The organism is Mycobacteriales bacterium (assembly GCA_040902655.1).
GTDB lineage: Bacteria > Actinomycetota > Actinomycetes > Mycobacteriales > SCTD01 > SCTD01.
Genome location: JBBDWV010000019.1, coordinates 16,247 through 34,263 on the forward strand (window position 1 = coordinate 16,247; position 18,017 = coordinate 34,263).

Sequence of the window (18,017 nt, forward strand, 5' to 3'; positions counted from 1 at the left end):
TCAGCTGGGGGCGCCCGGCTGCCCCGTTAGGCTGACCAGGTGTCACTCGCGTATCTCCCCAGTCCGTCCACGGGGGTGTGGCACGTCGGCCCACTGCCACTGCGGGCGTACGCCTTCGCCATCATCCTGGGCATCGTCGCGGCCGTCGTGATCGGCGAGCGGCGCTGGATCGCCCGCGGCGGGACGAAGGGGCTGGTCACCGACGTCGCGACGCTCGCCGTGCCGGGCGGCATCGTCGGCGCACGGATCTACCACGTGGTCACCAGCCCGCAGCGCTACCTCGACGAGCCGATCGCGGCGCTGTACGTCTGGCAGGGCGGCCTGGGCATCCCGGGCGGCATCGCCGGTGGCTTTCTGGTCAGTTGGCTGATCCTGCACCGGCGGGGCATCGCCAAGGGCGCTTTCGCCGACGCCGTCGCCCCCGGGGTCGCGGTGGCGCAGGCCATCGGCCGGCTCGGCAACTGGTTCAACCAGGAGCTGTTCGGCCGGCCGACGACGCTGCCGTGGGGGCTGGAGATCGACCCCGACAACATCGATGCGGTGGCCGGCGCGGTCGCCTACCACCCGACCTTCCTCTACGAGCTGCTCTGGAATCTGGGCGTCGCCGGCATCGTGATCTGGGCGGACCGGCGCTTCCGGCTGGGCGGGGGGCGGGCCTTCGCGCTGTACGTCGCGCTCTATGCCACCGGCCGGATCTGGATCGAGGCGCTGCGCATCGACGACGCCAACACGCTGTTCGGGCTGCGGCTCAACGTCGTCGTCATGGGTGTCGTCCTGCTCGGGGCGCTGGCCTACCTGGTGCTGCGCCGGGGGGCGCACCGTGAGGAGCGGGTCGAGCCCGCCCGCGACGAGGAGCCGGCCGCGCCGTGAACGAGCGGGTGCTTCCCGAGCAGCACCACGATCACCGGGACGTCACCGGCGGCTGGCTGCGGCCCGCCGTCTTCGGAGTCATGGACGGCCTGGTGAGCAACACCGCGCTGATCGCGGGTGTCGCCGGCGGTGGGGCGCCGCCGCACACGGTCGCGCTGGCCGGGCTGGCCGGCCTGGTCGCCGGGGCGTTCTCGATGGCGACGGGGGAGTACGTCTCCGTCGCCTCGCAGGCCGAGCTGGCGCGGGCCGAGATCGAGGTCGAGAAGGCCGAGATCGCGCGCGTGCCGGAGGCCGAGGAGGCCGAGCTCGCGGAGATCTTCCGCGCCCGGGGCGTCACCTCCGACGTGGCCCGTGAAATCGCCCGGCAGCTCTCTCGCGACCCGGAGCAGGTGTGGCGGGTGCACGCACGGGAGGAGCTGGGCCTGGACCCGGACGACCTGCCGTCGGCCTGGACCGCGGCCGCCTCCTCCTTCGCCGCCTTCACGGCCGGAGCCGCCGTCCCGCTGCTCCCGTACGTCCTCGGCGCGACCGCGCTGGTCGTGCCGCTGCTGCTCGCCCTGCTGGCGCTGTTCCTGGCCGGCGCGACGGTGAGCCGGTGGACCGACCGCGGGGCGCTCTACAGCGGCGGCCGGCAGCTGCTGCTGGGGACCGTGGCGGCGGCGCTGACCTATGCCGTCGGCAGTGCCGTCGGGGCGGGGGTCTAGCGACCAAGACCGCTAGCGACCAAGACCGCTAGCCGCCCAGGCAGGCCCGCCGGGGGCGGGGGGCGCCGGCCGGCTGGAGGCGGATCTCCACGGTCACCCAGCCGCTCTCGCTCCGGACCTCGAGCGAGCCGCCGTAGACGTCGACCAGCCGGCGTACGACGTAGAGGCCGACACCGATGCCTTCACGGGTGCGGGTGGCGCCGCTCTCGATTTGGGTGAACGGCTCGAACAACCGCCCCGCCGCGGTCAGGTCGAGCACCCGACCCTCGTTGGAGACGGCGAGCCAGACGCCGCGTGCGTCGCGTCCGCCGGCGACCAGCGGCACGGCGCCGGGAGCACCGTGCTGCACGGCGTTGTGCAGCAGGTTGGCCAACACCTGGTGCAGCGCCTGACGGTCGATCCGCGCGAGAGTGCCCGGCTCGACCAGCAACGAGACGGAGCCGGTACCCGGCCGGCCGGCCGAGGCGAGCATGGCGACCTCCGCGGCCACCGCACCGACGTCGCTGACAGCCCGCGGATCGGCGGCGGTGGCGCCGGCCGCCAGGAGCATGTTCTCCAGCAGTCGGCTCAGCCGCTCCTGCTGGTCGAGCACGGCCTCGAGCAGGGCCGCGCGGTGCGCGGGGTCGAGCCGGTCCCCGCGCTTGAGCAGCGTCAGGGTGGCGCCGCGGATGCCGGTCAGCGGCGTACGGAACTCGTGCGAGACCGTGCCGATGAGGTCGGCGCGGATCCGCTCGGTCTCGGCCAGCCGCTCGGCCACCGTGCTGCGGCCGGCCACCAGCTCGGCCTGGACTCGGGTCTGTCGGGTGCGGCTGCGCTCGCGGGCGCGCCGGAACAGCACCAGCAGGGTTGGCATCGCGAGCAGCAGCCCGGCGTGCACCAGCGGCTGGGTCCCGTTCAGCCGGATCATCTCTCCAGCCTCCCTGCTGCGGATGCTGTCGGCCATGGCCCGATCGGGTCATCGCCGGATCGTCCGGACGGACCAGGCGGCGCCCGATCGTGTAGCGTCCGAGTCATCTGCGGCAGGGCCAAGGACGTCCCGGGTGAGCAGGCGCACGACACTCGATCCCCCGGCGAGAGGCATGGCCATGGTGTTCCCGAGTTCCGCCGTTCCCGTCAGGCAGGGTCTCTACGATCCCGCCTACGAGCACGACGCCTGCGGCGTCGCCTTCGTCGCGGACATCGCCGGGCGGGTCACCCACGACATCGTCGAGCAGGGCTTGAGGGCGGTGCGTAACCTCGAGCACCGCGGGGCCTCCGGCAGCGAGCCGGAGACCGGTGACGGTGCCGGAATCCTCGTCCAGGTCCCGGACGGCTTCCTGCGGGCGGTGCTCGACGTGGAGTTGCCCGAGCCCGGGTGCTACGCCATCGGCACGGCCTTCCTGCCCCAGGACGAGGCCGAGGCGACCGCCGCCCGCGCGGCCATCGACGCCATCGCCCGCGAGGAGGGCCTGCGAACCCTGACCTGGCGCGAGCTGCCGATCGACGCGGCGGCTGCCGGCGTCGGCCGGACCGCGCTGTCGGTCATGCCGCGCTTCGCCCAGCTGGTCCTGGTCGACGCCGCGGAGCGGACCGCCGAGCAGGGGGCGGCCGTGACGCCGTACACCTTGGAGCGCCGGGCCTACGTCACCCGCAAGCGCGCCGAGCACGAGACCGGCACGTACTTCTCGTCCCTGTCGACCCGCACGCTGGTCTACAAGGGGATGCTCACCACCGGCCAGCTCCAGCCGTTCTTCCCCGACCTGTCCGACGAGCGGTTCGCCAGCGCGCTGGCGCTGGTGCACAGCCGCTTCTCCACCAACACCTTCCCGAGCTGGCCGTTGGCCCACCCGTACCGCTACATCGCGCACAACGGCGAGATCAACACCGTACGCGGCAACCGCAACTGGATGCGGGCCCGCGAGGCGCTGCTGCGCGGTCCGCACGAGCTGCCCGAGGACCTGTCCCGGCTGTTCCCGATCTGCACGCCGGGTGCTTCGGACAGCGCGAGCTTCGACGAGGTGCTCGAGCTGCTGCACCTGGGCGGCCGGTCGCTGCCGCACGCCGTGCTGATGATGGTGCCGGAGGCCTGGGAGAACGCCCCCGACATGGATCCGGCCAAGCGGGCCTTCTACCAGTTCCACGCCTCGCTGATGGAGCCGTGGGACGGTCCGGCCTGCGTCACCTTCACCGACGGCACTCAGATCGGGGCCGTGCTGGACCGTAACGGGCTGCGTCCGGCCCGCTGGTGGCAGACGGCGGACGGCCGGGTCATCCTGGCCAGCGAGGTCGGGGTGCTCGATGTGCCGGCCGACCAGGTCGTCGCGAAGGGCCGGCTGCAGCCGGGTCGGATGTTCCTCGTGGACACCGCGCGGGGGCGGATCGTGGAGGACGACGAGGTCAAGGCAGGTCTCGCCGCCGAGCACCCCTACGCCGACTGGCTCGACGTCGGCCAGCTCAACCTCGACGCGCTGCCCGACCGTGAGCACGTCGCCTACACCCACGAGTCCGTGCTGCGCCGCCAGCAGGTGTTCGGCTACACCGAGGAGGAGTTGCGCATCCTGCTCGCGCCGATGGCCAGGAACGGCGCGGAGGCGATCGGCTCGATGGGCACCGACACTCCCGTCGCGGTGCTGAGTGAGCGGCCGCGGCTGCTGTTCGACTACTTCAGCCAGCTGTTCGCGCAGGTGACCAACCCGCCGCTGGACGCGATCCGCGAGGAGCTGGTGACCAGTTTGTCCGGCAGCATCGGGCCGGAGGAGAACCTGCTCGCGCCCTCCCCGGCTTCCTGCCGGCAGATCGTCGTGCCGTTCCCGGTGCTGTCCAACGACGACCTGTCCAAGATCGTCCACGTCAACGAGGACGGTGATCTGCCGGGCTTCTCGAGCGTGACCGTGCACGGCCTCTACCCGGTCAACGGCGGCGGAGAGGCGCTACGCGACGCGCTCGACCGGGTCCGCCGCGAGGTGTCGACGGCGATCGCCGCCGGTGCCCGCATCCTCGTGCTGTCCGACCGCGACTCCACGGTGCACATGGCGCCGATCCCGTCGCTGCTGCTGACCTCCGCGGTGCACCACCACCTCATCCGTGAGAAGACCCGCGCCCGCGTCGGACTGGTGGTCGAGGCCGGTGACGCCCGCGAGGTGCATCACATCGCGCTGCTCATCGGCTACGGCGCGGCCGCCGTCAACCCCTACCTCGCGTTCGAGACGATCGAGGACCTCATCGCGACCGGCGCGCTCCCCGGCCTCGATCCGGCCGAGGCGGTGCAGAAGTACGTCAAGGCGGCCGGCAAGGGCGTGCTCAAGGTGATGAGCAAGATGGGCATCTCGACCATCGCCTCCTACACCGGCGCGCAGGTCTTCGAGGCGCTCGGCCTGGCCCAGGACCTGGTCGAGGAGTACTTCACCGGTACCACCAGCCGGCTCGGCGGCGTCGGCCTCGACGTCCTGGCCGAGGAGGTCGCTGCTCGGCACCGCAAGGCCTACCCGGAGAACCCGACCGAGCGGGCCCACCGCCGACTGGAGATCGGCGGGGAGTACCAGTGGCGCCGTGAGGGCGAGGTGCACCTGTTCAACCCCGAGACCGTCTTCCGGCTGCAGCACTCCACCCGCACCCAGCAGTACGACGTCTTCCAGCAGTACACCTCGACCGTGAACGACCTGTCGAAGAAGGCCGGCACGCTGCGCGGGTTGTTCGCCTTCAGGACCGACCGCCCGCCGGTGCCGCTGGAGGAGGTCGAGCCGGTCGGCTCGATCGTGAAGCGCTTCAACACCGGCGCGATGTCGCTCGGCTCGATCAGCCCCGAGGCGCACGAGACGCTGGCCATCGCGATGAACCGGCTCGGCGCCCGCAGCAACACCGGCGAGGGCGGCGAGGACCCGGAACGGCTGTACGACCCGGTCCGGCGCAGCGCTATCAAGCAGGTCGCGTCCGGCCGCTTCGGCGTCACCAGCGAGTATCTCGTGAACGCGGACGACATCCAGATCAAGATGGCCCAGGGTGCCAAACCCGGGGAGGGCGGCCAGCTGCCCGGGCCGAAGGTCAACCCCTACATCGCCAAGACGCGGCACTCCACGCCCGGCGTCGGTCTCATCTCGCCGCCGCCGCATCACGACATCTACTCCATCGAGGACCTCGCCCAGCTCATCCACGACCTGAAGAACGCCAACAACTCGGCGCGCATCCACGTCAAGCTGGTCGCGGAGGTCGGTGTCGGCACGGTCGCCGCCGGTGTCTCCAAGGCGCACGCCGACGTGGTGCTGATCTCCGGCCACGACGGCGGCACCGGCGCCTCACCGCTCACCTCGCTCAAGCACGCCGGCTCGCCGTGGGAGCTCGGCCTGGCCGAGACGCAGCAGACGCTGCTGCTCAACGGCCTGCGCGACCGGATCGTGGTGCAGGTCGACGGTCAGCTCAAGACCGGACGTGACGTCGTCATCGGCGCGCTGCTCGGGGCGGAGGAGTACGGCTTCGCGACCGCGCCGCTGGTCGTCAGCGGCTGCATCCTCATGCGGGTCTGCCATCTCGACACCTGTCCCGTCGGCATCGCGACGCAGAACGCCGACCTGCGCAAGAAGTACACCGGCCAGGCGGAGCACGTCGTCACCTTCTTCGAGTACATCGCGCAGGAGGTGCGGGAGATCCTGGCCGGGCTGGGTTTCCGGTCGCTGGAGGAGGCGATCGGCCACGCCGAGGTGCTCGACACCCGCACGGCGATCGACCACTGGAAGGCCGCGGGGCTGGACCTCTCGCCGGTGCTGCACCTGCCGGAGCTGCCACCGGGCATCCCTCGGACGCAGGTGGTGCCCCAGGACCACGGGCTGGACGCCGCGCTGGACAACCGGCTCATCGAGCTGGCCGAGAAGGCGCTGACCGACGGCCTGCCGGTGCACGTGGACGGGCCGGTCCGCAACGTCAACCGCACGGTGGGCACCATGCTCGGTGCCGAGGTCACCCGGCGCTACGGTGCCAAGGGCCTTCCGGAGGGCACGATCGACATCGACCTCATCGGTTCGGCCGGGCAGTCCTTCGGCGCCTTCCTGCCGCGTGGCATCGTGCTGCGCCTGTTCGGTGACGCCAACGACTACGTGGGCAAGGGGCTGTCCGGCGGGCGGGTGGTCGTGCGTCCCGACGAGGAGGCCGTCTTCGCCGCCGAGGACAACGTCATCGCCGGCAACACGCTGCTGTACGGCGCGACCGGCGGGTCGCTGTTCGTCCGCGGCCGGGTGGGCGAACGCTTCTGCGTCCGCAACTCGGGCGCGACAGCCGTGGTCGAGGGCGTCGGCGACCACGCCTGCGAGTACATGACCGGTGGCCGGGTGGCGATCCTCGGGCCGACCGGCCGCAACGTCGCGGCCGGCATGAGCGGCGGTGTCGCGTACCTGCTCGACCTCGACCTGGCCAAGGTCAACGGCGAGATGGTCGACCTCGAGCCGCTTGCCGAGGGCGATGTCGAGACGCTGCGCCAGATGCTCGTGGACCACCTGTCCGAGACCGGCTCCGCCGTGGCGGAGCGGCTGCTGGCCGATTCGGCCTGGCCCGCGCGCTTCACCAAGGTGATGCCGCGCGACTACAAGAAGGTCCTGGTCGCGATGGAGCAGGCGCGCGAGGACGGCACCGACGTCGACGAGGCCGTGATGGCCGCGAGCAGGAGCTGACCGCATGGCCGACCCCAAGGGTTTTCTCGAGCACGGCCGCACCCTGCCGCAGCGCCGTCCCGTCGACGTGCGCATCCTGGACTGGAAGGAGGTCTACCAGGACTTCCCCGAGCAGCACCTGCACGACCAGGCAGCCCGGTGCATGGACTGCGGGATTCCCTTCTGCCACAACGGCTGCCCACTCGGAAACCTCATCCCCGAGTGGAACGACCTGGTGTGGAAGGGCGACTGGAGCGAGGCCGCCGAGCGGCTGCACGCCACCAACAACTTCCCTGAGTTCACGGGGCGGCTGTGCCCGGCGCCGTGCGAGACCTCCTGCGTGCTCGGCATCAACGACGACCCGGTGACCATCAAGCAGGTCGAGGTCGAGATCGCCGACCGTTCCTGGGAGGACGGCCTGGTCACCCCGCAGACGCCGGTGGCAAAGACCGGCCGCCGCGTCGCCGTCGTCGGCTCCGGCCCCGCCGGGCTGGCGGCCGCGCAGCAGCTGACCCGCGCGGGCCACGACGTCGTCGTGCTCGAGCGGGCTGACCGCATCGGTGGGCTGATGCGCTATGGCATTCCCGAGTTCAAGATGGAGAAGGCCGTCCTGGACCGGCGCCTCGAGCAGCTGCGCGCCGAGGGCACCGAGCTCCGCACCGGCGTCGATGTCGGGGTTGACGTGAGCGTGGAGCAGCTGCGCGAGGAGTACGACGCGGTGCTGCTCGCCGGCGGTTCCACTCTCGGCCGCGACCTGCCCGCGCCAGGACGCGAGCTGGCCGGCATCCACCTGGCGATGGAGTACCTCGTGCCGTCGAATCGCATGCAGGAAGGCGACCTCGAGCACGTTGCCATCGACGCCCGCGGCAAGGACGTCGTCATCATCGGCGGCGGCGACACCGGCGCCGACTGCCTCGGTACCGCGATCCGGCAGGGCGCCCGGTCGCTCGCGCAGCTGGAGATCATGCCCCGCCCGCCGCAGGAGCGGCCGGACACGACACCCTGGCCGACCTGGCCGCTGGTCTACCGGACCAGCAGCGCGCACGAGGAGGGCGGCGAGCGGTTGTTCGCGGTCAACACGCAACGCTTCCTCGGGACGGACTCGGTCGAGGGACTCGAGCTGGTGGACGTCGAGATGCGGGACGGCCGGTTCGAGCCCGTGGAGGGGACTGTCCGCGTCCTGCCGGCGCAGCTGGTCCTGCTGGCCATGGGCTTCACCGGGCCGCAGCGCACCGGCCTGCTCCAGGCCCTGGGCGTCGAGCTGGACGGTCGCGGCAACGTCGCCCGCGACGACGGCTGGGCCACCAGCGTCCCCGGCGTCTTCGTCGCCGGCGACATGGGGCGCGGCCAGTCGCTCATCGTCTGGGCAATCGCCGAAGGCCGTTCCGCGGCCGCCGCCGTCGACCGCTTCCTGTGCGGCGACACGCTGCTGCCGGCGCCGGTCACGCCCACCTCCCGGTAGCCGCCTAGGCTCGCGGTCGTGAAGCGCCGCGCAAAAATCGTCTGCACCCTCGGACCGGCCACCCACTCGTACGAAGGAGTGCGCGGGCTGGTCTACGCCGGCATGGACGTCGCGCGGCTGAACTTCAGCCACGGCGCCCACGCCCAGCACGCCGAGGCCTATCGGTGGGTGCGGCAGGCCTCGGACGAGTCCGGCCGGGGTGTCGGGGTTCTCGTCGACCTGCAGGGGCCCAAGATCCGGCTCGGTACCTTCACCGTCGGTCCGCCGATCGTGTGGGCGACGGGCGAGACGGTCACGATCACGACCGACGACGTGCAGGGCGACCACGACCGGGTGTCCACGACCTACAAGGGACTGGCCGCCGACGTGTCGGTCGGCGACCGGTTGCTGGTCGACGACGGGCGAGTCGGGCTGCGTGTCGTGGGCGTCGACGGGGCCGACGTGCGGCTGCAGGTCACCGAGGGGGGTCTGGTCTCCGACAGCAAGGGCCTGTCGCTGCCGGGCATCGGCGTGAGCGTGCCGGCGCTGTCGGACAAGGACGAGGCGGACCTGCGGTTCGCGCTCACCCTGCGCGCGGACATGGTGGCGCTGTCGTTCGTGCGCACGGCCGCCGATATCCGCCGGGTGCACGAGATCATGGACGAGGCCGGCTCGCGGCTGCCGGTGCTCGCCAAGATCGAGAAGCCGCAGGCGGTGGACAACCTCGAGGAGATCGTCGAGGCTTTCGACGGGCTCATGGTCGCCCGCGGCGACCTCGGGGTGGAGATGCCGCTGGAGCGGGTCCCGCTCGTGCAGAAGCGCGCGGTGCAGGCCGCGCGCGAGCAGGCCAAGCCGGTGATCGTGGCCACCCAGATGCTGGAGTCGATGATCGGCGCCTCCCGCCCGACCCGGGCCGAGGCCAGCGACGTGGCCAATGCCGTGCTGGACGGCGCCGACGCCGTGATGCTGTCCGGCGAGACCAGTGTCGGCCGCTACCCGGTCGAGGCGGTGGCGACGATGGCGCGCATCATCACCGCCTCGGAGGAGGATCTCGACCGGGTCCCGAAGGTGGAGGCCGAGCCCAGCAACATCAGCGGTGCCATCGCCCGCGCCGCGGCCAGCGTCGGCAGCACCGTCGGCGCCAGCGCGCTCGTCGCCTTCACCCAGAGCGGAACCACCGCCCGGCTGCTGGCCGAACACCGCTCGCCGATCCCGCTGCTCGCGTTCACCCCCGTCCCCGAGGTGCGCAGCCAGTTGACCCTCACCTGGGGGGTCGAGACCTTTCTCGTCCCGGCCGTGATGCACACCGACGAGATGGTCCGGCAGGTCGACAGCGCGATGCTCGACCTCGGCCGGATGAAGCCGGGGGAGTACGTCACGATCGTCGCCGGCAGTCCGCCGGCCACGATCGGCTCGACCAACGCGATGCGGGTGCACAAGCTCGGCAGCCCGGTGCCGAGCGCCCCGAACTACGGTCGCCGCGCGGACGACCTGCCGAGGGCTGCGGACTAGGCTCGGCGGGCGCCCTCGTCGCTCAACCGGCAGAAGCACGGGTCTCAAACACCCGCCAGTGTGGGTTCGAATCCCACCGAGGGCACTCCGCGTCCCAGCCCGAGGAGGAAACCGTGTCCGCTGGCCGGCCGCCGCTGCGCGTCCTCGTGGCCGAGGACGAGGCGCTGATCCGGATGGATCTGGTCGAGATGCTCGAGGAGGCCGGCTACACCGTCGTGGGCCAGACCGGCGACGGTGCCTCTGCGGTCCGGTTGGCCACGGAGCTGCGCCCCGATCTGGTGATCCTGGACGTCAGGATGCCCGTGCTCGACGGGTTGTCGGCTGCGGAGCAGGTGGTGCACGCCCGGATCGCCCCGGTCGTCATCCTCACCGCGTTCAGCCAACGGGACCTGGTCGAGCGGGCTCGCGAGGCCGGCGTGATGGCTTATCTCGTCAAGCCGTTCCAGCGCAAGGACCTGCTGCCGGCCATCGAGATGGCGGTGTCGCGCTTCGCCGAGTTCGTCGCGCTGGAGAAGGAGGTGGGCGACCTGTCCGGCCGGCTGGAGGCACGCAAGCTGGTCGAGCGGGCCAAGGCTGTCCTGCAGAGTGAGCAGGGGATGACCGAGCCGGCGGCCTTCCGGCACATCCAGCGCCGGTCGATGGACGAGCGCCGGTCGATGCGCGCGGTCGCCCAGGAGGTCCTGGACACGGCGACAGGATCCACGCAGAACGCTGCACAGGCACCGCGAATCTGATCCCGGCAGGTCACATCCTGGCAACGACGAGGTCCCGTCCCGGCGCGGACGCCGCACAGCTGCCCCGCTGCGCGCTACCGTCCGAGCACTTCGAGCACCGCCCCCTGCGGTGCCCCTTCGTTCTTGAGGAGACGGTGGATGGTTTCCCCCGCACGTTCCTGGCGCATGTTCGCCGCCGTCAGCGCCGGCACACTCGCGCTCGCCGCCTGTGGCGGCGGCAGTGACTCGGCCGCTCCCGGTGACAGCAAGGACGCCCCTAAAGGCGACGGCACGCTGGTGATCGGCAGCCTGCTGCCGCAGACCGGCAACCTGGCCTTCCTCGGCCCGCCCGAGTTCGCCGGTGTCGAGTTGGCCATCAAGGAGATCAACGAGGCGGGCGGCGTGCTCGACAACCCGGTCACCTACATCGAGGGTGACTCCGGTGACGCCCAGCAGGACGTCGCCAACCCGACGACCGACCGGCTGCTCGCTGCCAACGCCGACGTCATCGTGGGCGCGGCGTCCTCCGGCGTCTCCAAGACCGTCATCGACAAGATCACCTCAGCCGGTGTCGTGATGTACAGCCCGGCCAACACCTCGCCCGACTTCACCGACTACGCCGACAAGGGCCTGTACTTCCGGACCGCGCCCTCCGACGTGCTCCAGGGTCGGATCCTCGGCGAGACGATCCTGGCCGACGGCTGCACCAACGTCGGGATCCTGTCGCTGCAGGACCCGTACGGCGAGGGCCTGGCCGACAACGTCGGTTCGACAGTCACCGACGCCGACGGTTCACTGACACCCGAAGCCCCGATCTTCTACGACCCCGCCGCGTCGAACTTCGACGCGCAGGTCAACGAACTCAAGGCGGCCAATCCGGGCTGCGTCGTCCTGATCGGCTTCGAGGAGTCGGCCAAGGTCATCCAGTCGATGGTCTCCGCCGGCATCGGACCGCAGCAGGTCCCGCTCTACCTCGTCGACGGCAACCTGGGCAATGCGCTCGGTGAGGACCTCCCGGCGGGGACCCTCGAGGGCGTCAAGGGCTCGCTGCCGGGTGCCGAGGCCACCGCGGAGTTCCGCAAGCGGCTGGCGACCGTCGACCCGAACCTGAAGGACTTCAGCTACGCGGCGGAGTCCTACGACGCGGTCATCACCTCTGCCCTGGCGGCGATCGCGGCCGGCAACGACTCCGGTGAGGCGATCGCTGCCGAGCTGCCGGGCGTGACGCGGGACGGCGAGAAGTGCACCAGCTTCGCCGACTGCAAGAAGCTGCTCGAGGAGGACAAGGACATCGACTACGACGGGATCAGTGGCCCGATCGAGCTGTCCGACAAGGGTGACCCGACCTCCGCGCTCATCGGTATCTACACCTACGGCCCGGACAACAAGCTGACCGACGACGTCGTCTACCAGCCGGGCGAGCTCGACTGACCCCTCTCCCGCTCCTGACGGAGGGGCCCGGCGCACCCGCGCCGGGCCCCTCCGCCGTCGCGGCAGGTCCGGATCAGGCCTTGGCGAGTGTCCCCAGGTAGAGCTCGATGACCTTCGGGTCGTTCATCAGGTCCTTGCCCGAGGCGGTGTAGGCGTTGCGACCCTGGTCCAGGACATAGCCGCGGTCGCAGATCTGCAGGCAGCGGCGGGCGTTCTGCTCGACCATGACTATCGAGACGCCGGTCGCATTGATCTGCCGGCAGCGGATGAAGACCTCGTCCTGCAGCGCCGGGGACAGCCCCGCCGACGGCTCGTCCAGCAGCAGCACCGACGGCGTCGGCATCAAGGCCCGTCCCATGGCCACCATCTGCCGCTCCCCGCCGGACAGCGACCCGGCCCGCTGCTTACGGCGCGAGCCGAGCGCGGGGAAGATGTCGGCGACGTAGTCGAAGCGCTCGGCGAACTTCTTCGGCTCGTGGTAAAGCCCCATCTGGAGGTTCTCCTCGATGGTGAGCCGGGGGAAGACGTTGTTGGTCTGCGGGACGAAGCCGACGCCGAGCCGGACCAGTTGGTGGGCCTTCTTGCCGGTGATGTCCTCGCCGCGCAGGGTGATCGTCCCGGAGCGGACGCCGACCAGGCCGAACATCGACTTGAGCAGGGTGGACTTGCCGGCGCCGTTCGGGCCGATGATGCCCACCAGTTCGCCCTCCGCGCAGTGCAGGTCGCAGCCGTTGAGGATGTTGACCCCCGGCACATAGCCGGCGAAGACGTCGTCGACCCGCAGCAGGGCTCCCTCGGCCGCGGTCAGGTGCACCGCGCGGGCTTCGGCGTACGCGGTCTCCCGCTCGGCCTCGGCGGCGGCCTTGGCCCGGCTCAATGGCGTGCTCATGCTTTGCCCTCCCGCTCCTGCTGGATGCTGCGGAGCTCGGCCTCGCCGGCCGCGAGCTGCGCCTGCTCCTCCTCGGCCGACAGCGGAGCGTCGTGGTGCGCGCCCAGATAGGCCTCGATGACGGCCGAGTCGGCCATCACGGTCTCCGGCGTCCCCTCGGCGACGATCTTGCCCTGGGCCATCACGACCACCCAGTCACTGATGTCGCGCACCATGTCCATGTCGTGCTCGACGAACAGCACCGTCATCCCCTGCTCGCGCAGGTCCTTCACGTGCCCGAGCAGCGATTGCGTGAGCGCAGGGTTCACCCCGGCCATCGGCTCGTCGAGCATGACCATGGTCGGCTCGACCATCAGCGCGCGGGCCATCTCCAGCAGCTTGCGCTGCCCTCCGGACAGGCTGCCGGCGAAGTCGTCGGCCTTCGTGTCGAGCTTGAAGCGGACGAGCAGCTCCCGGGCCCGCTCGTCGATCTGCTTCTGCTGGCCGCTCCAGATGGCAGGGACGAGCGCCCGGAAGAAGTTCTCCCCCTTCTGGTTGGTCGCGCCCAGGCGCATGTTGTCCAGCACGGACAGCTTGGACAGCGCCTTGGTCAGCTGGAAGGTCCGCACCATGCCCCGCCGGGCCACCTTGTGCGCTGGCACGCCCCCGAGCGGCTTGCCCTCGAACGACCACGAGCCGCCGTTCGGCTTGTCGAAGCCGGTCAACAGGTTGAAGAAGGTCGTCTTTCCGGCGCCGTTGGGGCCGATCAGCGCCGTGATCACACCCCGCTGCACCTCCAGGTGGTCGACCGCGACCGCGGTGAGGCCGCCGTAACGGCGCACCACCCCGTCGGCGACCAGGATCGGGTCCGGCTTCGGCACCCCGGGGCGCGGCTCGACACCGGCCAGCGCAGCGGGGGGCCTGGCGTCGGTGCGCGTGGTGGCGTCGGCGGGCGTGGCGTCAGCGGGCATCGAGCGCCAGCTCCTTCCTGTCTCCGAAGATCCCCTGTGGACGGAAGATCATGAGGGCCATCAGGAGCACACCGACCCCGATGGACTTGATGACCCCCACCTGGTTGGCGTTCATGATCGATTCGGAGATGTAGCCGCCGCGAAGGGCCTGCACCAGGAAGTTCTCGAGGAACACGAAGAAGCTGCTGAACAGGATGGCGCCGACGACAGGACCGAGGATGCGTCCGGCTCCGCCGAGGATCATCGCAGTGAAGGCGAAGAAGGTCAGCAGCGTGCTGTAGTTGTCGGGCTGCACCGAGCTGTTGGCCAGGGCGAAGACGAAGCCGCCGGTGGCGCCGAACACGCCACCCAGGATGAGCGACTGCATCTTGTAGCCCACGACGTTCTTGCCGAGGCTGCGCACGGCGTCCTCGTCCTCACGGATCGCCTTGAGCACACGGCCCCAGGGGCTGCGCATCAGCAGGAACACCAGCAGCGAGCCGAGAATGACCAACGACCACCCGACGAGCAGCAGGAACGCCCGGTTCGAGGAGTACACGAAGGGGCCGAAGCCGTACCGGCCGCTGCCGAGCGGATTGAGACTGTAGAAGCCGGCGGAGAAGCCGGACAGGCCGCTCGACCCGCCCGTGACGTCGCGCAGGGACGCCGATCGCGCCGTCAGGCGCAGCACCTCCGAGGAGGCGATGGTGACGATCGCGAGGTAGTCGGCGCGCAGGCGCAGCGTCGGGATGCCCAGGAGCAGGGCGAGCAGGACCGCGAGCGCGAGCCCCAGCAGGATGGACAGTCCGAAGGACAGCCCGAGGTAGGTGACGCCGACACCGAGGCCGTAGGCACCTACGGTCAAGAAGCCGACCTGACCGAAGTTGAGCAGCCCGGTGTAGCCGAAGTGGATGTTGAGCCCGAGCGCGGCCAGCGCGAGGTAGAGCGCCTCGGCGTTGAGCAGTGCGTTGGCCGAGTTGTTGAAGATCACGCCGACGTCCATGCGGACCTCCTTCGGGCATCAACGGGGCGGGCAGAGCAGGGGAGCGTCATCCGATGCGCTCCGCACGGCCGAGGATGCCCTGGGGCCGGAAGACCAGGATCAGGATGAGCACGAGAAGCGCGCCGACGTTCTGCAGCTCCGCCGGGATCACCAGCGTCGACATCTGCGTGAAGATGCCGATGACCAGGCTGCCGACCAGCGCACCGAACGCCGTGCCGAGCCCCCCGAGCGTGACGCCGGCGAACAGCAGCAGCAGGATCTGGAAGCCCAGCAGGTAGCTGACCTGCTGCGACAACGCAAGGAAGACCCCGCCGAGGGCGGCCATCGCCGTGCCCAGGATCCAGACGAGGTTGACGACCCGCTCGACGTCGATGCCCGAGGAGGCGGCCAGCGAGGGGTTGTCGGCCACCGCCCGCGTCGCCTTCCCCAGCCGGGTCTTGAGCAGCGCCAGCCCGACCGCCGTGAGCACGAGGACCGACAGCGCCATGATCACCAGGTCGCGCGGCGGGATCGAGATCGGCCCCAGTGAGATCGGCTGCTGCGTGGCGTACTGCGCGTACGACCGGGAGCTGCCGCCGAAGAGGTAGAGGAAGACGTAGCGCATCACCAGGGCCAGCCCGATGCTGATGACCAGTGCGGCGATCAGACCGGTGCCGCGGCGTCGCAGCGGCGCCCACAGCCCCTTGTCGAGCAACCCGCCGAAGATCGCGCCGACGCCGATGGCGAGCAGCGTCGCCGGGATCAGGTTCATGCCGAGCATGACGTTGAAGACGTACGCCGCGAACGCCCCGCCGGTGAGGAACTCCCCATGCGCGAAGTTGGTCACGCCGGTGGTGCCGAAGATGAGCGACAGCCCGATCGCGCCCATCGCGATGACCAGGCCGAACTGCAGGCCGCGCACGAACAGCTGCAGCGCGCGCTCGGCCGTGCCGGTGGTCTCGCGGATGCCCTCGCCCAGGATGAACAGCGCCGGCGAGACCGCGCCTGGGCGGACGATGACCTCCCGCTCCTCACCGCCCTCCGTACGGACGGTGACGCCCTCGGGCAGCGAGTCGAGGTCGAGCTTGACGGTGTACTCGCCGGGGCCCGGCAGCGGTATGGCGAACTGCCCCTTCTCGTCGCTCTCGACACTGGCGATCTCTTCGCCGTCCTGCTCGACGGTGATGGTCGCACCGGCGACCCGCTCACCGCCGTTGTTCAGCGTGCCCCGCAGTCCCTCGCCGGCCGCCAGGGCCGGGCCGGCTCCGGCCAGCAGCACCAGCGCCAGCGCGGCGAGCGCCAGCACGGGTGCGAGCACTGCCGGCAGGAGCGCGGCGGGACGTCTGACCGGTGGGCCGGACGTGTGGATGGGACGGGGGAGGTTCTTCCCCACGCACGCTCCTCCGGGTCTGCCGGGCCGCGTGCAGCGCCCCGACGGCGGGTCGACACCGGCGGCCCGCGGCCCGTGAAGGGGCCGGTGCCCAGCGGCGGGTCACTACTCAACCACGACGAGCGGAGGTCGTGTGGCCGGACCTGGCGCGCGGCCTCCCACGGTCCTCAGCGCAGCGCGGCGACCAGTGCGGTCAGCAGCGGTGCGACGACCAGCGCGGGCAACAGGTCGCCGACCGCGACCATCTTCAGGGCGAGCAGTCGCAGACCCACCCCGAGCAGCAGCACGCCACCGGTCGCGGTCACCGCCGACACCAGCGAGGCAGGCAGCAGCCCGCCGAGCAACGCACCCAGCGCTGTCAGCGACCCCTGCGCTGCAGCCAGCCGCCGATGCTCTCCAGCCGGGACTCGAGGCCCAGCAGCGAGCCGGCGATGCCGCCGACCAGGAGGGCGCTGAGCACGACCAGCAGTGTGCCGCCTTCGCCGACGGCTGCCTGGAGGTCGCGATCCCCGAGGGCGGCGAGGTTCAGGCCGCCGATGACCAGCGTGACCAGGCCGAGGGCGTCGGTGACGGTGACGGTGACCCGGGTCCGCTCCGGCAGCCGGCCGCCCAGCAGTACCCCGAGGCCCGACCCGACCAGGATGGTGGCCATGTTGAGGACCGTCCCGGCACCGCGGACCACCGCCTGCGGCCTCCTTCGGTACGGCTGACCGGAGGGTCCGGTGCGCGCTACTGTCTGTGCCCCCCGGGAGCCTAGGTCGCCGGGATCGTCCCGCGATCTGCGGGCCGGCGTTCCGCATCGGCTGCGCCTCGCCGCCACGACTGTCGTACCCGGGAGGTGGCTGTGCCCCGGCCCCTGCGTGTGCGCCCCGCGACGGTCGAGGACGTGCCCGCCCTGCTGGCCCTCGGTGACGAGCTGCGGGAGGCCCTGCTGCCCTCCCCACCCGAAGCCGGCAGCCGTCCGCGCGGCACCCCCGCGGGCGCCCGCGCCGTGCTCGAGACCCGCTACCTGGAGGCGCTGGCCGACCCTGCCCGGCACCTCGTCGTCGTCGTCAACGAGGCCGAGGAGCCGTTCGGCATGGCGTTGTTCACCATCGCGTCGGCGAACGCGCTGCTCGACCTGCCGGCGGTGCACATGAGCCATGCGGTCGTGGCCGACCGGCACAAGCGCCGCGGCGCAGGCAAGGCGCTGGTCGCGGCCGCCGCCGCCCACGCCGAGCAGAACGGGCTCGAGCAGATCGTCGTGTCGGTGCATCCCGGCTCGCGTGATGCCAACCGTTTCTTCGCCCGGTTGGGCTTCGTGCCGCTGGCGGTGCGCCGGGTCGCCCCGGTCGGGGTCGTCCGCCGCCGGCTGGCCCAGGCGGAACGCACTCCGGTCGATCACGTCGGCCGGCTCCGGCCACGCCGGATCGGCCGCCGGGGGAAGGCCCCCGGAATGCCGCTCGGCCCCGCCGACACCGGCGCCGAGGCTCCCTAGACTCGGCGACGTGTTGCGTCCTGCAAGCTGCATCAGGCCAGCGGGTGTGAGTCCCGTCTGGGTA

Annotated in this window: 15 protein-coding genes and 1 tRNA gene; 9 read left to right on the forward strand and 7 right to left on the reverse strand. The window is 71.2% G+C overall.

The genetic code is table 11. The features are described from left to right. Positions 1-39 precede the first annotated feature (39 nt). Both lgt and WD794_05880 read left to right on the forward strand, forming a co-directional pair. A complete protein-coding gene (gene lgt, locus WD794_05875; GenBank protein ID MEX2289840.1) occupies positions 40-870 on the forward strand; it encodes a prolipoprotein diacylglyceryl transferase in 831 nt (276 codons plus the stop codon). Continuing rightward, the gene (locus WD794_05880) at positions 867-1,574 is read left to right on the forward strand and encodes a VIT1/CCC1 transporter family protein (protein MEX2289841.1); all 708 of its coding nucleotides are present in this window, start codon (positions 867-869) and stop codon (positions 1,572-1,574) included. Before lgt ends, WD794_05880 begins: the two co-directional genes overlap by 4 nt. Positions 1,575-1,602: 28 nt before the next feature. On the opposite strand, the gene WD794_05885 is transcribed toward WD794_05880, so the two are convergent. Continuing rightward, complete coding sequence (locus WD794_05885) at positions 1,603-2,481, reverse strand: ATP-binding protein (protein MEX2289842.1); 879 nt, start codon at positions 2,479-2,481, stop codon at positions 1,603-1,605. Positions 2,482-2,659: 178 nt separating this feature from the next. Here WD794_05885 and gltB point away from each other — a divergent pair, with 178 nt between their 5' ends. From gltB to WD794_05915, 6 genes are all read left to right on the forward strand, one after another. Continuing rightward, on the forward strand, positions 2,660-7,210 hold the full coding sequence (gene gltB, locus WD794_05890) for a glutamate synthase large subunit (protein MEX2289843.1): 4,551 nt from the start codon (positions 2,660-2,662) through the stop codon (positions 7,208-7,210). Between the two features lie 4 nt (positions 7,211-7,214). After that, entirely contained in the window at positions 7,215-8,651 is a 1,437-nt protein-coding gene (locus WD794_05895) for a glutamate synthase subunit beta (GenBank protein MEX2289844.1), read from the forward strand. 18 nt (positions 8,652-8,669) lie between these two features. Then, a complete protein-coding gene (gene pyk, locus WD794_05900; protein ID MEX2289845.1) occupies positions 8,670-10,142 on the forward strand; it encodes a pyruvate kinase in 1,473 nt (490 codons plus the stop codon). Positions 10,143-10,153: 11 nt separating this feature from the next. Further along, positions 10,154-10,227 (forward strand) — tRNA-Leu (locus tag WD794_05905). 28 nt (positions 10,228-10,255) lie between these two features. Then, positions 10,256-10,876 (forward strand): response regulator, encoded by a 621-nt coding sequence (locus WD794_05910; protein MEX2289846.1) that lies wholly within the window; start codon positions 10,256-10,258, stop codon positions 10,874-10,876. A 138-nt stretch (positions 10,877-11,014) separates the two neighbouring features. Beyond that, entirely contained in the window at positions 11,015-12,286 is a 1,272-nt protein-coding gene (locus tag WD794_05915; GenBank protein ID MEX2289847.1) for an ABC transporter substrate-binding protein, read from the forward strand. Between the two features lie 73 nt (positions 12,287-12,359). On the opposite strand, the gene WD794_05920 is transcribed toward WD794_05915, so the two are convergent. The 6 genes from WD794_05920 to WD794_05945 all read right to left on the reverse strand — a co-directional run bounded on the left by WD794_05920 (position 12,360) and on the right by WD794_05945 (position 17,158). Further along, complete coding sequence (locus WD794_05920; protein MEX2289848.1) at positions 12,360-13,175, reverse strand: ABC transporter ATP-binding protein; 816 nt, start codon at positions 13,173-13,175, stop codon at positions 12,360-12,362. Continuing rightward, positions 13,172-14,125 carry an ABC transporter ATP-binding protein gene (locus WD794_05925; protein ID MEX2289849.1) on the reverse strand — a complete coding sequence of 318 codons (954 nt, stop codon included), beginning with the start codon at positions 14,123-14,125 and terminating at the stop codon, positions 13,172-13,174. The genes WD794_05920 and WD794_05925 overlap by 4 nt, the downstream gene beginning before the upstream one ends. Further along, complete coding sequence (locus WD794_05930; protein ID MEX2289850.1) at positions 14,115-15,107, reverse strand: branched-chain amino acid ABC transporter permease; 993 nt, start codon at positions 15,105-15,107, stop codon at positions 14,115-14,117. The genes WD794_05925 and WD794_05930 overlap by 11 nt, the downstream gene beginning before the upstream one ends. 46 nt (positions 15,108-15,153) lie before the next feature. Continuing rightward, positions 15,154-16,404, reverse strand: coding sequence for a branched-chain amino acid ABC transporter permease (locus tag WD794_05935; GenBank protein ID MEX2289851.1), 1,251 nt, complete (start codon positions 16,402-16,404; stop codon positions 15,154-15,156). A 239-nt stretch (positions 16,405-16,643) separates the two neighbouring features. Beyond that, entirely contained in the window at positions 16,644-16,790 is a 147-nt protein-coding gene (locus tag WD794_05940) for a DUF554 family protein (protein MEX2289852.1), read from the reverse strand. A gap of 44 nt (positions 16,791-16,834) precedes the next feature. After that, entirely contained in the window at positions 16,835-17,158 is a 324-nt protein-coding gene (locus WD794_05945; GenBank protein MEX2289853.1) for a DUF554 family protein, read from the reverse strand. A gap of 162 nt (positions 17,159-17,320) precedes the next feature. On the opposite strand from WD794_05945, the gene WD794_05950 reads away from it, so the two are divergent. Next, entirely contained in the window at positions 17,321-17,953 is a 633-nt protein-coding gene (locus WD794_05950; protein ID MEX2289854.1) for a GNAT family N-acetyltransferase, read from the forward strand. Positions 17,954-18,017: the final 64 nt, after the last annotated feature.

What these genes read in the sequence shown, in the direction of transcription:
- gltB (MEX2289843.1), top strand. Translation starts at nt 2,660, where the DNA reads ATGGTGTTCCCGAGTTCCGCCGTTCCCGTCAGGCAGGGTCTCTACGAT.
- WD794_05920 (MEX2289848.1), bottom strand. Translation starts at nt 13,175, where the DNA reads ATGAGCACGCCATTGAGCCGGGCCAAGGCCGCCGCCGAGGCCGAGCGG.
- WD794_05895 (MEX2289844.1), top strand. Translation starts at nt 7,215, where the DNA reads ATGGCCGACCCCAAGGGTTTTCTCGAGCACGGCCGCACCCTGCCGCAG.
- WD794_05885 (MEX2289842.1), bottom strand. Translation starts at nt 2,481, where the DNA reads ATGATCCGGCTGAACGGGACCCAGCCGCTGGTGCACGCCGGGCTGCTG.
- WD794_05915 (MEX2289847.1), top strand. Translation starts at nt 11,015, where the DNA reads ATGGTTTCCCCCGCACGTTCCTGGCGCATGTTCGCCGCCGTCAGCGCC.
- WD794_05930 (MEX2289850.1), bottom strand. Translation starts at nt 15,107, where the DNA reads ATGGACGTCGGCGTGATCTTCAACAACTCGGCCAACGCACTGCTCAAC.
- WD794_05925 (MEX2289849.1), bottom strand. Translation starts at nt 14,125, where the DNA reads ATGCCCGCTGACGCCACGCCCGCCGACGCCACCACGCGCACCGACGCC.